Annotated in this window: 12 protein-coding genes; 6 read left to right on the top strand and 6 right to left on the bottom strand. The window is 66.1% G+C overall.

Going from position 1 to position 13,783, the window contains the following annotated elements; translation table 11 throughout:
• Positions 1-246: 246 nt before the first annotated feature.
• Together ACRQ5Q_RS06270 and ACRQ5Q_RS06265 are read right to left on the bottom strand one after the other, a co-directional pair.
• Positions 247-2,580 (bottom strand): Tex family protein, encoded by a 2,334-nt coding sequence (locus ACRQ5Q_RS06270; protein WP_439396516.1) that lies wholly within the window; start codon positions 2,578-2,580, stop codon positions 247-249.
• 233 nt (positions 2,581-2,813) lie between these two features.
• Positions 2,814-2,990: a hypothetical protein gene (locus ACRQ5Q_RS06265; protein ID WP_439370819.1), complete on the bottom strand. Its 177-nt coding sequence runs from the start codon at positions 2,988-2,990 to the stop codon at positions 2,814-2,816.
• A gap of 696 nt (positions 2,991-3,686) precedes the next feature.
• Here ACRQ5Q_RS06265 and ACRQ5Q_RS06260 point away from each other — a divergent pair.
• The gene (locus tag ACRQ5Q_RS06260; protein ID WP_439396514.1) at positions 3,687-4,796 is read left to right on the top strand and encodes a ring-opening amidohydrolase; all 1,110 of its coding nucleotides are present in this window, start codon (positions 3,687-3,689) and stop codon (positions 4,794-4,796) included.
• Positions 4,797-4,923: 127 nt separating this feature from the next.
• The gene (locus ACRQ5Q_RS06255) at positions 4,924-6,393 is read left to right on the top strand and encodes an amidase (protein WP_439396512.1); all 1,470 of its coding nucleotides are present in this window, start codon (positions 4,924-4,926) and stop codon (positions 6,391-6,393) included.
• 117 nt (positions 6,394-6,510) lie between these two features.
• Here ACRQ5Q_RS06255 and ACRQ5Q_RS06250 read toward each other — a convergent pair whose 3' ends face one another.
• Positions 6,511-6,828 carry a hypothetical protein gene (locus ACRQ5Q_RS06250; protein ID WP_439370847.1) on the bottom strand — a complete coding sequence of 106 codons (318 nt, stop codon included), beginning with the start codon at positions 6,826-6,828 and terminating at the stop codon, positions 6,511-6,513.
• A 151-nt stretch (positions 6,829-6,979) separates the two neighbouring features.
• On the opposite strand from ACRQ5Q_RS06250, the gene ACRQ5Q_RS06245 reads away from it, so the two are divergent.
• Both ACRQ5Q_RS06245 and ACRQ5Q_RS06240 read left to right on the top strand, forming a co-directional pair.
• Positions 6,980-7,888: a PaaI family thioesterase gene (locus ACRQ5Q_RS06245; RefSeq protein ID WP_439396511.1), complete on the top strand. Its 909-nt coding sequence runs from the start codon at positions 6,980-6,982 to the stop codon at positions 7,886-7,888.
• 69 nt (positions 7,889-7,957) lie between these two features.
• Complete coding sequence (locus ACRQ5Q_RS06240) at positions 7,958-8,323, top strand: hypothetical protein (protein WP_439370850.1); 366 nt, start codon at positions 7,958-7,960, stop codon at positions 8,321-8,323.
• Between the two features lie 63 nt (positions 8,324-8,386).
• Here the strand turns inward: ACRQ5Q_RS06240 and poxB are convergent, their stop codons facing one another.
• From poxB to ACRQ5Q_RS06225, 3 genes are all read right to left on the bottom strand, one after another.
• The gene (poxB, locus tag ACRQ5Q_RS06235) at positions 8,387-10,123 is read right to left on the bottom strand and encodes a ubiquinone-dependent pyruvate dehydrogenase (protein WP_439370854.1); all 1,737 of its coding nucleotides are present in this window, start codon (positions 10,121-10,123) and stop codon (positions 8,387-8,389) included.
• Between the two features lie 120 nt (positions 10,124-10,243).
• Positions 10,244-10,876: a 2-dehydro-3-deoxy-6-phosphogalactonate aldolase gene (locus tag ACRQ5Q_RS06230; RefSeq protein ID WP_439370855.1), complete on the bottom strand. Its 633-nt coding sequence runs from the start codon at positions 10,874-10,876 to the stop codon at positions 10,244-10,246.
• Between the two features lie 13 nt (positions 10,877-10,889).
• Positions 10,890-11,804 (bottom strand): 2-dehydro-3-deoxygalactonokinase, encoded by a 915-nt coding sequence (locus ACRQ5Q_RS06225; protein WP_439396509.1) that lies wholly within the window; start codon positions 11,802-11,804, stop codon positions 10,890-10,892.
• Positions 11,805-12,014: 210 nt separating this feature from the next.
• On the opposite strand from ACRQ5Q_RS06225, the gene ACRQ5Q_RS06220 reads away from it, so the two are divergent.
• Together ACRQ5Q_RS06220 and ACRQ5Q_RS06215 are read left to right on the top strand one after the other, a co-directional pair.
• A complete protein-coding gene (locus ACRQ5Q_RS06220; RefSeq protein WP_211413171.1) occupies positions 12,015-13,112 on the top strand; it encodes an LLM class flavin-dependent oxidoreductase in 1,098 nt (365 codons plus the stop codon).
• Positions 13,113-13,169: 57 nt separating this feature from the next.
• Positions 13,170-13,724, top strand: coding sequence for a flavin reductase family protein (locus ACRQ5Q_RS06215; protein ID WP_439396507.1), 555 nt, complete (start codon positions 13,170-13,172; stop codon positions 13,722-13,724).
• Positions 13,725-13,783: the final 59 nt, after the last annotated feature.

Genomic DNA, 13,783 nt, shown 5'->3' with positions numbered 1-13,783 from the left:
CTCCGTGCTGCGCGGCGGTATTGTCGCCGCGTCAGAACGATGAGATGAGAGGAAGAGACGGGCACCTTCAACTTACAAACGCGCCAGATTCTGACGCGGAAGTTAGGAAGCGGAGCTCAAGCAATACAGACCGTTTTCGCGGCGGACTGGATTGCTTCGCTGCGCTCGCAATGACGACGTGGAGAGAGTTCTCCATACGTCGAGCAGCTAGCCTCTCCCCGCAAAGAGCGGAGAGAGGTTGAAGACTCACGCCCGCTTGCCGCTCTTCTCGGCGGCACGGCGCATGGCTTCGGCAAGCGCGCCGCCGCTGGAAGATTCCTGCTTGCGCGGCGCGGACGAGGTCATGCGGCTCGGGTTGCGCGAGCCGTTGTCCCGCTGCATGCCGGGGGCGTCCTTCTTGGCGCCGACCTCGTCGTCGAGCCGCAGGGTCAGGGAGATGCGCTTGCGGGCGACCTCGAAGTCCAGCACCTTCACCTTGACGATGTCGCCGGGCTTCACCACCTCGCGCGGATCCTTGATGAAATTCTTCGACATCGCCGAGATGTGGACGAGGCCGTCCTGGTGCACGCCGATGTCGACGAAGGCGCCGAACGCGGCGACGTTGGTCACGGTGCCCTCGAGGATCATGCCCTTCTGGAGATCCTTGATCTCCTCGACGCCTTCCTTGAACACCGCGGCCTTGAACGCCGGACGCGGGTCGCGGCCGGGCTTTTCCAATTCGCGCAGGATGTCGGTGACGGTCGGCAGACCGAAGGTCTCGTCGACGAAATCCTTCGGCTTCAGCGTGCGCACGAGCTCGCCAGAGCCGATCAGCGTCTTGATGTCGCTCTTGGTTGCTTCGAGAATCCGGCGCACCACGGGATAGGCTTCCGGGTGCACGCCGGAGGCATCGAGCGGGTCCTCGCCGCCGAGGATGCGCAGGAAGCCGGCGCACTGCTCGAACGCCTTCGGCCCGAGCCGCGGCACGTCCTTGAGCGCCTTGCGCGACTTGAACGGGCCGTTGGCGTCGCGATGCGCGACGATGCTCTGGGCAAGGCCGGAGCCGACACCCGACACCCGCGCGAGCAGCGGCGCGGAGGCGGTGTTGACGTCGACGCCGACGGCGTTCACGCAATCTTCCACCACGGCATCGAGCGACTTGGCGAGCTTGGCCTGGCCGAGGTCGTGCTGATACTGGCCGACGCCGATCGCCTTCGGCTCGATCTTGACCAGCTCGGCGAGCGGATCCTGCAGGCGCCGCGCGATCGAGACCGCGCCGCGCAGCGTGACGTCGAGGCCGGGCAACTCCTCCGAGGCGAAGGCCGAGGCCGAATAGACCGACGCGCCGGCTTCCGACACCACGATCTTGTTCATCTTCAGCTCGGCGAGCCCCTTGACCAGCTCGGTCGCGAGCTTGTCGGTCTCGCGCGAGGCGGTGCCGTTGCCGATCGCGATCAGCTCGACGCGATGCTTCATCGCGAGCCGGCCGAGCGTCGCCAGCGACTCGTTCCATTGCCGCTGCGGCTCGTGCGGATAGATCGCGGTGGTATCGACCACTTTGCCGGTCGCATCGACGACGGCGACCTTGACGCCGGTGCGGTAGCCGGGATCGAGACCCATGGTGACGCGGGTGCCGGCGGGCGCCGCCAACAGCAGATCGCGCAGGTTCGAGGCGAACACGCGCACGGCCTCGGTCTCGGCCGAGTTCCACAGCCGCATGCGCAGGTCGATGTTGAGATGCACCTGGATCTTGGTGCGCCAGGCCCAGCGCACGGTGTCGAGCAGCCAGCGGTCGCCGGCACGTTTGAGGTCGGCGATCCCGAAGAGCTTCATGATCTTGAGTTCATAGGCACTGGGCACGCCCGGCGGCGGCGCCTCAGCGTCGGGCTGAATCTGCAGGTCGAGGATTTCTTCCTTCTCGCCGCGGAACATCGCGAGAATGCGGTGCGACGGCAGCTTGGTCAGCGGCTCGGAGAAATCGAAATAGTCGGCGAACTTTTCGCCCTCGGTCTTCTTGCCGTCGCGCACCTTGGAGGTCATGCGTGCATTGGTCCACATCTCCTCACGCAACGCGCCGATCAGGTCGGCGTCCTCGTCGAAGCGTTCGACCAGGATGGCGCGGGCTCCATCGAGCGCGGCGGCGGCATCGGCGACGCCCTTCTCGGCATTGATGAAGCCTTCCGCTACGACCTTCGGATCGTTGCCCGGCTCGGCGAGGAGCTGATTGGCGAGCGGCTCGAGGCCGGCTTCCTTGGCGATCTCGGCCTTGGTGCGGCGCTTCGGCTTGAACGGCAGGTAGATGTCTTCGAGCCGGGCCTTGCTGTCCGCGGCCATGATGGTGGCTTCCAGCGCGGCGTCGAGCTTGCCCTGCTCGCGGACCGATTCGAGGATGGCCTTGCGGCGATCCTCGAGCTCGCGCAGGTAGACCAGGCGCTCCTCCAGGGTGCGCAATTGCGCGTCATCGAGCGCACCGGTCGCTTCCTTGCGGTAGCGGGCGATGAAGGGAACCGTGGCGCCGCCGTCGAGCAGCGTCACCGCCGCCTCGACCTGCTCCGCCCGGACCCCAAGCTCCTGCGCAATCTTCTGGTTGATATTTGCCACGCGAGAACCCCTCTATCCTAACACGCGACGCAGGGCGAACCCGGCCGCGGGACGCCGCTTATGGACCAACCAAGGTTGATTCATCAAGGTGCGGCGCGCAACCGTCGACAGAGGATTTTTTGCTGGATCGATGCGATCTCGCCACATTGGTCGATTTGTGGCCGCGCTCTCGTGTCCCGCACGCGGCGCAGCGCCGAAAGCGTATGGTACAGTGCCCGGTGCCGCCACGATCGTCATTGCGAGCGCAGCGACGCGATCCAGAATCCCACCGCGGAAAGACTCTGGATTGCTTCGCTGCGCTCGCAATGACGGAGTACGAGGCAGTCGCGCCGCTCTTTCAGCTGGCATTCAACGCGCAGACACGCCTTCGCGTCCTCGCGGCGGAATATGCCCGAGCTTTGCCTGGTCACGACACCCTCCTCTGTCAGAGGGCGCAGGGAAGACCGAGTGCCGGCCGGGCACCCACGGTCCACGGTGCGAAGGTGGTACAAAGAATGTGCACGGCGGCATACAGGTGAGGCCAAACAACCGGCCTTCCCTGCGCAGTGGTTTTACGGCTTATGCCGAGCTCTCCCCGGGCAGCGATGCACTATTGCCCCCGTCGCCTTGCCGATAACTGACGCGCGCACCCGGTTGGGCCGCCACATCACGACAAGACTTGACGCACAGACCCCGGGCGTCAGGACGGCTCGATTTTACCGTACGCCGATCACACCGGTCGTATGCGCGAGGTATTTCGCTCACGGTTGCCCGCCCTGCAAAACCCTTCGCGCCGGTGTGGCCTTGCGTCCACCACGGCTCACCCCGCGTTCGTGACGATCGCGATACGCCCCTCTGACCGGGATGAGGTGGCGAGAGAATGCGATAAATCAGAAATTCTGTAAAGGCGAATATTTTCACGCGTGCGGGTTGACCCGCCGATCGGATGTTTTGGCCGTCGGCAACGCGAGATCTTGCAGGCCGGGTGAGCGGAGCGATACCCGGCTTGACATTCGCGCCGCTCCGGCTGTGCTGCGCTCATCGGGCTACGGACCACTTGCACCTTGACACGCGCCCCCGTTCCACGGCTGGTGAGCCCCGCCGGGCCACCGAACCAAGGACTCCTCATGCGCACCACATCGGTCGGCGTCTTCAAAATCGCCACCACCGGCCCCGGCGACGTTTCCGGCCTCATGGCCATGATCGCCTCCGGCGCGATCGATCCGAAATCGATCCTCGCCATTCTCGGCAAGACCGAGGGCAATGGCGGCGTCAACGATTTTACCCGGGAGTACGCCGTGGCCGCGCTGTGCACGGCGCTGGCGCCGCAACTCGGTCTCACCCCGCACGAGGTCGAGCAGCGCATCGCCTTCGTGATGTCCGGCGGCACTGAAGGCGTGCTGAGCCCGCACATCACGGTGTTCACACGGCACGACGCCGAGCGCCCGGCCGGCCTGTCCGGCAAGCGCCTGAGCATCGGCATGGCGCAGACGCGGGACTTCCTGCCCGAAGAGCTTGGGCGCTCTGCGCAGATCGTGGAGACGGCCAAGGCCGTGAAGGCCGCGATGGCGGACGCCGGCATCCCCGAGCCCGGCGACGTCCATTTCGTGCAGATCAAATGCCCGCTGCTCACCAGCGAGCGCGTCGCGGCGGCCAATGCGCGCGGCAGCAAGACGGCGACCACAAGCGCCTACAGCTCGATGGCCTATTCGCGCGGCGCCTCCGCGCTCGGGGTTGCGGTCGCGCTCGGTGAGATCGGCCCCGACGTCCGCGACGAGGACGTGCTGCGCCGGTACGACCTGTTCTCCAAGGTGGCCTCCACCTCGTCCGGGATCGAGCTGATGCATAATGTCGTCATCGTGCTCGGCAACTCGGCGACCTCAGCGAGCGCGTTCGAGATCGGACATGCGGTGATGGATGATGCGATCGACGCCCCGGCGGTGCTATCGGCATTGAACGGCGTGGGGCTTGGCGTCGCGCCGCAAACCAGCGCGGGCCGCGCGCTCGTCAACATCTTCGCAAAGGCGGAAGCCTCGCCCGACGGCAGCGTGCGCGGCTTTCGCCACACCATGCTCGAGGACACCGACATCAGCTCGACGCGCCACGCTCGCGCTGCGGTCGGCGGCCTGATCGCGGGCCTCGCCGGCACCGGCACGGTCTACGTCTCCGGCGGCGCTGAGCATCAGGGGCCGGCGGGCGGCGGCCCGGTTGCGGCGATCGCGCGACTGTCGGATTGAGACGGCCGCAGCTCCGGCCCTCCCGACCTCTCCGCCCGGCGCAACCCTGCCCCTCGCGCCGGCTCAGTTGATTCACGCGGGCCGTTGCGAAAAAGGTGGCGCCGCATCTTAAGGGGATTTTGACTTCATGACGTTGCCGATGAGCTGGAATGAATGGGCGCAGCACGATGGTGTGGCGCTGGCGGCACGCGTCCGCAAGGGCGAGCTGACCGCGAAGGAATTGGCGCGCCAGGCCGCCGCCGGCGTCGCCAAGGTCAATCCGGCACTGTCAGGCGTGGTCGAGCTGTTCGAGGACGTGATCGCCGATCCGGCCAGGGACGGCGCCAATCTCGCTGGTCCCTTCGCAGGCCTGCCCTTCCTGATGAAGGATCTGGGACCGACCATGAAGGGCCGGCTCCAGGAGATGGGCTCGCTGTTGATGCGCGGCAATCGCGCCGCTGCCGATACGTTCCTCACCGGTAAATTCCGGCAAGCAGGGCTCAACCTGATCGGTCGCACGACGACGCCGGAATTCGGCGTGTGCAGCTCCGCCGACAATCCCGCCGTCTACGTCACCCGCAATCCCTGGAATACCGACTATACCACCTGCGGCTCGTCGGCGGGTAGTGCGGCGATGGTCGCCGCGGGCGTCGTTCCGATCGCGCATGCGACCGACGGCGGCGGCTCGATCCGCATTCCCGCCGGCGTCAACGGCAATATCGGTCTGAAGGTCTCGCGCGGCGTGTTCTCGCTGGCGCCACACGTGTCTGACCTCACCGGCCTCGTCTCGATCCAGGGCTGCCAGTCGCGCTCGGTCCGCGATACCGCCGCCTTCGTCGATCATGCCCGCGGGCCCGCCCCCGGCGAGTTCATGCCGTTCTGGACCACCGCGCAGCCCTATTCCGAGATGATCAAGCGCGATCCGACAAAACTTCGCATCGCGCTGTCGCATACCTGGGGCGATTACACCGCGACGCCCGAGATCGCCACTGAACTGGAGAAGACCGGCCGCTTCCTCGAAGGCCTCGGCCATCACGTCGACTATGCGCTGCCCGAGCTGGACTTCCGCGCCGCCTTCGCGGCGCAGACCACCTGCTACGTCTCGAATTTCGCGGTGGTGATCTCCAACATGCTGGCCGCGCGCGGGCTGGAAAAGCCGCCGGAAGATCTGATCGAGCCCATGAACATCCGGATCTGGGAGGCCGGCCGTCACACCAGTTTTGCCGAACGGGCGAAGATGCAGGCCGTGTTCAACACGACCTCACGCGGCTTCGGCGCGTTCTTCGAGCAGTGGGACGTGATCCTGACGCCGATCACCGCGCTGCCGACGCCGAAGGTCGGCACCAGGGAATATCTCACCATCTCCGACAACCCCGACGTGCTCGACTGGTTCGGCAATCTCTGGCGCTTCTTCGCCTTCACACCGCTCGCCAATCTCTGCGGCATACCCGCGATCTCGATGCCGATGGCAGCGCAGGACCACGGCCTGCCGCTCGGCATCCAGGCGATCGCCAAGCAGGCCAATGACGGCTTGCTCTTGCAGCTCGCCGCCCAGATCGAGCGCGCGCTCGACGGCAAGTGGAACGGCGGCAAGAAGCCGAAGGTGCATGTGAGCTGAGGCGAAGCTCTTCGCTTCGGAGGGCGGTGCGCTTGCGGCCATCCTTCGAGACGCCCGCCATTGGCGGGCCCTCAGGATGAGGTCTCGTTTCGCGGCGAGAATCCCGCGCGACGGACTTCAGTTCTTCACCGCCGGAATGTCCTCCGCGGGCTGCTGCTGGCCCTGCTTGTACATCGCCAGCGCCTTGTCGAGCGCTTCGCGCAGCGCCAGCGCCGCGGGGACGCTGCAGCGCAGATGCGCAGTCTGGACCACGTCGACCCTGACGGCGGCGCCGACTGGCATCAACAGGTTCGCGGCGAGCTCGATCTGGATCGCACCATTGTGATGGCCGAAGCAGGAGGCGCCGTCGAAATAGATGATCGGCGCCCGCTCCGAGCTCGAGGTCGAAATGGTGACGGGCCCCTGGGTGGTGCCGGGTGTCTCGGGGTCGGTCATGGGCGCTCCTTGCGGGCATTGGACGAACGAAGTGCCCACCATCCTTGCTTTGGGCGGCCCTGTCGAGGCCAAAGCGGCCCCGACAGGCATCCCCGGACAAGGCGAGTTCTCGAGTTTTGCGCGGCGGCCGGCACTGGTCTAGAACATCGCCATGTCCACTGAACCTGTCACGCTCCCGTTCGAGGAACTCGCCGAGGCCATCAAGGGCCGCCGCTCCGACTACGGCCATATCAGCGGGCTCCAGCTCGACCGCTTCGCGCCGAGCGAGGCCTGGTCCCGCCTGCCCTACCGTCCCGTCTTCGTCGGCGACACCGAGACCGGCGTTCTGCATGGTGGCGTCGTCACCGCGATGCTGGACGAGAGCTGCGGCATGGCGGTGCAACTCGCGCTCGACGGCACACGCGCGATCGCAACTCTCGATCTGCGTATCGACTACCAGAAACCGGCGACGCCCGGCCTCGACATCAAGGCGCATTCGGTCTGCTACCGCACCACGCGCTCGATCGCCTTCGTGCGCTCAACCGCCTATCAGGAGTCCGAGGACGATCCGGTCGCGACCGCGACCGCGTGCTTCATGATCGGCGCCAACCGCACCAACATGCTCGCCGACCGCCGGATGGATTCGCGCAGCGTCCCGACGCTGGAGGCGCCGGAGGATCCGGATGGTCCGTTCGCGCGCAGCCCGTTCGCGCGCGCGCTCGGCATCCGCCTCAACGACGACGGCACGCTGACCATGCCATTCTCGCCAAAGATCATCGGCAATCCGATCCTGCCCGCGATCCATGGCGGCATGACCGGTGCTTTCCTGGAGACCACGGCCATCATCGGGGTCGCGCGCGAGCTCGGCGCGGCTGCGCCGCCCAAGCCGATCGGACTCACTGTCAACTATCTGCGTTCCGGCCGCGCGCTCGATACGTTTGCCAATGTCTCGATCGTGAAGCAGGGCCGCCGCATCGTCGCTTTCGAGGCGCGCGCCTGGCAGGACGATGCGGACAAGCCGATCGCCACCGCCTTCGGTCATTTCATGCTGCGGCCGAGGCCCGGAAGTGACGAGGAATAGGCGTATTTTCCCTTGACGGAGGGGGCGCCGGGCCACAACGATAGTGCGGTTCCTGCGAGAGGTATTGGGTTGCGGCATCCGATCGACATCGTCGCCATGTTCGCTGCGATCTGGCTGCTCGCCTCGATGGTGCTCGACGCGCTGACGCCGAAGGAGCTGACGGCGGTCATGATCGCCATCGCCATCGGGCCAGCCATCGTCATCACCGCGGTGTTCTATTATCTGCGCTGCCCGCGCACGGATTTCGCGGTGATCTTCGCCGCTGTCTGGCTGATCTCGGACATCGCCATTGCCTTCATCTCGCCGAAGGAGCTGCCGCATTTCCTGATCGTGCTCGGCTTCGTCCCGGCCCTGCTGATCGGCATCGTGCTGCACTGGCAGCGCTTCCAGCGCCGCCACGAGCGGCTGCCCATGCCGTCGGCGAAGCGGGGCTGAGGGAAGGCGCAGCCCGTGTCTACCTCTCCCTTCGGGAGATGTGAACCAACCGCCTCGCCGGAATTAGCGCGGCAACAAATTCGTCTTCGCGAGGTCCAGCACCTCGTCGCCGCGGCCGTTCATCACGGCGCGCAGGACCCAGAGGCTGAAACCCTTGACCTGTTCGGCCGTGATGGTTGGCGGCATCGACAGCTCCTGCTTGGCGGTGACGACGTCGAGCAGTGCCGGTCCGTTGTGCGCCATCATCTCCTTCATCGCGCCCGGCAGCTCGCCGGGGTCCTCGACGCGCTTGGCAAAGATGCCCATCGCGCGCGCCATCGCCGCGAAGTCTGGATTTTCGAGATCGACATTGGTGTCGACGAAACCTGCCGCCTTCATCTCCAGCGCGACGAAGCCGAGCACGCCGTTGTTGAAGACCACGACCTTCACCGGCAGCTTCATCTGCGTCAGCGTGATCAAATCGCCCATCAGCATGGTGAAGCCGCCGTCGCCCGACAGCGAGATCACCTGGCGGCCGGGCTGGGCGGCCTGCGCGCCGATCGCCTGCGGCATGGCGTTGGCCATCGACCCGTGCACGAAGGAGCCGATCAGCCGGCGCCGGCCGTTCATGTCGAGATAGCGTGCGGCCCACACTGTTGGCGTGCCGACATCGGCCGTGAACACGGCATCGTCGCTCGCATGGTCGCTGAGGACCTTTGCAAGATATTGCGGGTGGATCGGCTTGCTGCCGGGCGTCCCCTTGGCGAGCGAGTCGAGACCTTCCCGCGCCTTCCTGTAGTGCGCGATGGCATCGTCGAGATGCCGGCGCTGCGTCTTGGTCTTGAGCAGCGGCAGCAGCGCCTCGAGGGTCAGTTTGACGTCGCCGACGAGGCCGAGGTCGATCCTGCAGCGCCGCCCGAGATTTTCCGGGCGGATGTCGATCTGCGCAATCTTGGCGTCGGTCGGGAAGAATTGCTTGTAGGGGAAATCGGTACCGAGCATCACCAGCGCGTCGCAGGCATGCATGGCGGCATAACCGGAGGAGAAGCCGATGAAGCCGGTCATGCCGACGTCGTAAGGGTTGTCGTATTCGACATGCTCCTTGCCGCCGAGCGCATGCACGATCGGGCTCTTCAGCGCTTCGGCCAGCAGCATCAACGGCGCATGCGCGCCGGCGCAGCCGCGGCCGCAGAACAGCGTGATGCGCTCGGCGCCGTTGAGGAGATCCGCCAGAGCCTTCAGCTCATCCGCCTGCGGCACGATTTTCGGTGCCGACAGCGCAAGGCCGCGCGCCGTCGAGAGCGCGCGCTTCGGCGGGCTGCGGAAGGCGACATCGCCGGGCATGGCGACGACCGCGACGCCGCGCAGGCCCACCGCCGCGCGGATGGCGTTCTCCAGCACGTAGGGAAGCTGGCTCGGATCCGAGACCAGCTCGCAATAATGGCTGCATTCGCGGAACAGGTTCTGCGGATGGGTTTCCTGGAAATAGCCGCCGCCGATCTCGGCCGTCGGAATTTGCGCCGCGATCGCCAGAACGGGGACGCGGCTGCGATGCGCATCGAACAGGCCGTTGATCAGATGCAGATTGCCGGGACCGCAGGAACCGGCGCACACCGCAAGGCTTCCGGTCATCTCGGCTTCGCCCGCTGCCGCGAATGCCGCGACCTCCTCGTGGCGGACATGGATCCATTCTATGGTGCCGCGACGTCGCAGCGCTTCGGTCAGAGCGTTCAGGCTGTCGCCGACGATGCCATAGATGCGCTTGACGCCGGCCTCTTCGAGCGTTGCCACGAACAGATCGGCCACGTTGTTGATCGCCATGTCGGTCTCCTGCTGTCGCAAGTCGCGTGTCTACGATGCCAAGGCATCAGCATCGCGACACAATGCGGCACAATGCGGCACAATAAGCAATGAGAGGATCACGGCCAGTTCATTGCGGCATCAGTCTTTCGTAATCGCCCGATCATAGGCGGCGACAGTCGCCTTCGCGCGTGCTGCGACGTCCGCCGCGCTCACGCCGGGCTTGTACAGGCTGGAGCCGAGCCCGAACGCCGTCACGCCGCCCTTGATGTACTCGGCAAAATTCTGGTCGGAGACGCCGCCCACGGCGGCGATCATTACCCCCGCGGGCAACACGGCGCGGATCGCGGCAATGCCGGAGGCGCCGAGCACACTCGCCGGAAAGAATTTCAGGCCCGATGCGCCGGAGCGCGCCGCGAGCAGCGCCTCGCTCGGCGAGAACACGCCCGGCAACGTCACCATGCCGCGCTGATGCGCGCGGGCCAGCACCTCGGTGTCGACATTGGGCGAAACCATCAACCGGCCGCCGACATCGCTGAGGCGATCGACGTCTGCGGCGGTCAGCACGGTGCCGGCGCCGATCAGCACGCCGGCGGGCGCGAGCTTCGCGGCAAGCCCTATCGAGCGGAACGGATCGGGCGAATTCAGGGGGATCTCGATCGCGGTCATGCCGGCCTCGATCAGCACGCCAACGATCGCCTCGGCCTCCTCGGGCTTGACGCCGCGGAGGATCGCGACCAGCGGGCGCTGCATCGGGGGAAAGGGAACGCTCATCGCAAAAGTCCTTCTATTTCGTCCAGATCGCCGCGGCCGCCATCGACAGGCCACGGCGGACCGCTTCATCCGCATCGATCGGCTGCACGTTGACCGACAAGGCATCGAAGGCGTGCCGGTACAGCTTTGCCAGACGCCCCGCGGCAATCAGCGTGATGCCGGCTTTCGGCACGGTGCCGGAAAGCCCCGCCGCCAGCTCGGCGCCGATCAACGTGCCCGACAGCGTTTCGCGGGCCGCGGCCGGCGTGCCGCCGAACAGCAGCTGCCGCGCCCGCGCGCCGAACAGCAGGTTCGCCGCAAAGGCCGGTGCATCAAACGCGGCTTTCACCGCCGCCTTGAAGCTCGCAACGTCCTCGGCAACATCAGCATTGGCAACCGCGAGCGACAAGATCGTCTCGCGCGAGACCACGCCGAAGAGCTCGCCGGTCATGAAGGTGGAAAACCGCGCGACCGTGCCATCAGTCACGCGTACCCATTTCGAATGCGTGCCGGGCATGCAGACCAGCGCTTCGCCGGCGCCCTGAAGACCCATCGCGCCGAGCAACTGCGTTTCCTCGCCGCGCATCACATCAGGCGCCTTGACATCGCGCTGCGCGATGCCGGGCAGGATGCGGATGTCGCGCGCTTCCCCCGGCACGCGCGCGGCCTGCTTCAGGATGGCGGCGAGCGGCGCCGGCGCGTCGACATAGCCGGCCTCGACCCAGCCGTTCCTGGCGCCGGCCATGCCGCAGACGAGAACCGGCAGATGCGGGGGTGCCTCGACCGCGGCAAGATGCGATTGCAGCACGGCAGCGAAGCCGGTCTTCGCCGCGGCCAGCATGCCCTCGCCGCTGCGGCGCTCGGCCAGCACCTGGCCGGTGCGATCGACCAGCCACAGGCGAAAGCTGCTGGTGCCCCAGTCCACCGCGACATAGGCGGGTTCGGTCATCGTATCCTCGTCTCACCGCCAAGACGCCGTCTCGCGACAATGAGACGAACGCTTCGCAAATCCGCCCCGGGATATCGGCTATTGCCGCCGCAAACCAGCGTTTTCTCGCGGGTCTGGGGCGTAAACGCGCTGGCACACCGCTTGCTCAAGCGTCTCCACTCACATCCGTGAACCGCGCGACAAGACGCGTCAATTGTGGAGAGGAATTCCATGGAGATCGGCTATTTCACGATGCCTTCGCATCCGCCGGAGTGCGGCCTGAAGGAAGGAAACGACTGGGACCTGCAGGTCATGCGCTGGCTCGACGAGCTCGGCTATCAGGAGGCCTGGGTCGGCGAGCATCACACCGCGCCCTGGGAACCCAACCCCACGCCGGACCTCCTGATCGCGCAGGCCTTGATGCAGACCAAGAAGCTTCGCATCGGGCCGGGCGGATTCCTGCTCCCCTATCACCACCCGGCCGAGCTCGCCAACCGCGTCGCGATGCTCGACCACATGTCCGAAGGCCGGCTCAATTTCGGCGTCGCCGCATCGGGCCTGCCGAGCGACTGGGCGATGTTCAACGTCGACGGCATGAGTGGCCAGAATCGCGACATGACCCGCGAGGCACTGGAGATCATCCTGAAGCTCTGGTCCGATCCCGCGCCCTTTACCTACAAGGGCAAGTTCTGGACGGTGACCAAGCCGGACACGATGTTCGACTTCCTCAAGCCGCACATCAAGCCGCTGCAGGCGCCGCATCCGCCGATTGGCGTCGCCGGTCTGTCGAAGAACTCGGACACCTTGAAGCTCGCCGGCGAGCGCGGCTTCATCCCGATGAGCCTCAACCTCAATCCGGCCTATGTCGGCAGCCACTGGGACTCGGTCGAGATCGGCGCGGCCAAGACCGGGCGCAAGCCGAACCGGCAGGACTGGCGGCTGGTGCGCGAGGTGTTCGTTGCCGACACGGACGAGGAGGCCTGGAGACTCTCGACCGGCGACATGATGGGCCGGATGATGCACGAGTACTTCCTGCCGCTGCTCGGCCATTTCGGCTTCAAGGATTATCTGAAGCATGCCCCCGACGTGCCCGACAGCGACGTTACGGTCGAATATTGTGCCAAACGGAACTGGATCGTCGGCTCGCCCGCGACGGTCGCCGAGAAGATCGAGAAGATCTACGACGAGGTCGGCGGCTTCGGCGTGCTGCTGGTGTTCGGCTTCGACTACAAGCACAAGGCCGAGGCCTGGCACCACTCGCTCTCACTACTGAAGAACGAGGTGATGCCGCGCCTGACGCATCTCGGCTCCGCGAAGAAGGCGGCTTGACCCGATACGGGTGCGGCGCGATCGTGCCGCACCCGCATTCATTTGGGAGATTTCCGCGTGTCGGTTGACGCCAAGGATTTCAAGCAGGCGATGCGCCATTGTGCCGGCGCCGTGGCGCTGGTCACGGTCGGCGCCGAGCACGGCAAGCGCACCGGATTGACGGTGACGTCGGCCTGCTCGCTATCGGACAATCCGCCCTCGCTCATCGTCTGCGTCAACCGCAACGCCAGCGCGCATGCGCGGATCCGGGCGGAAGGCGCCTTCGCGATCAACTTCCTGCACGAGGATCACGCAATGCTGGCGCTGACCTTCAGCGGCCAGAAGGGCGTCAACGGCGATGATCGGTTCGCGTTCGGCCAGTGGACGCGCGGCGCAACCGGCGCGCCGGTGCTGACCGACGCGGTCGCCGCGTTCGACTGCGTGCTGGCGCAGGAATTCGAGACGACAACGCATTCGATCTTCGTCGGCGAGGTCCGTGGTGTATCGCATGCGGATACTGCCAAGCCGCTTGTCTATTTGCGCGGCCATTTTCATACGCCGCAGGAGATGCGCGAGACGGTCAGCCTCGGCGACCTCGATGCCCGGCATCTGAGCTGGACGGATTTTTCGTAGGGGCGTTTACGTTCCAAGCGCGGTGCCTTTCCTTCTCCCCTCGTGGGAGAAGGTGGCGC

The organism is Bradyrhizobium sp. PMVTL-01 (genome assembly GCF_051861855.1).
Lineage (GTDB): Bacteria > Pseudomonadota > Alphaproteobacteria > Rhizobiales > Xanthobacteraceae > Bradyrhizobium.
The sequence above is the reverse complement of the archived record's forward strand: the minus strand, read 5'-3'. Positions and strand labels throughout refer to the sequence as shown.

Bases quoted from the DNA above. Each gene is read 5' to 3' on its own strand.
- ACRQ5Q_RS06260 (WP_439396514.1), top strand. From the start codon at position 3,687: ATGCGCACCACATCGGTCGGCGTCTTCAAAATCGCCACCACCGGCCCC.
- ACRQ5Q_RS06255 (WP_439396512.1), top strand. From the start codon at position 4,924: ATGACGTTGCCGATGAGCTGGAATGAATGGGCGCAGCACGATGGTGTG.
- ACRQ5Q_RS06250 (WP_439370847.1), bottom strand. From the start codon at position 6,828: ATGACCGACCCCGAGACACCCGGCACCACCCAGGGGCCCGTCACCATT.
- ACRQ5Q_RS06245 (WP_439396511.1), top strand. From the start codon at position 6,980: ATGTCCACTGAACCTGTCACGCTCCCGTTCGAGGAACTCGCCGAGGCC.
- poxB (WP_439370854.1), bottom strand. From the start codon at position 10,123: ATGGCGATCAACAACGTGGCCGATCTGTTCGTGGCAACGCTCGAAGAG.
- ACRQ5Q_RS06230 (WP_439370855.1), bottom strand. From the start codon at position 10,876: ATGAGCGTTCCCTTTCCCCCGATGCAGCGCCCGCTGGTCGCGATCCTC.
- ACRQ5Q_RS06225 (WP_439396509.1), bottom strand. From the start codon at position 11,804: ATGACCGAACCCGCCTATGTCGCGGTGGACTGGGGCACCAGCAGCTTT.
- ACRQ5Q_RS06220 (WP_211413171.1), top strand. From the start codon at position 12,015: ATGGAGATCGGCTATTTCACGATGCCTTCGCATCCGCCGGAGTGCGGC.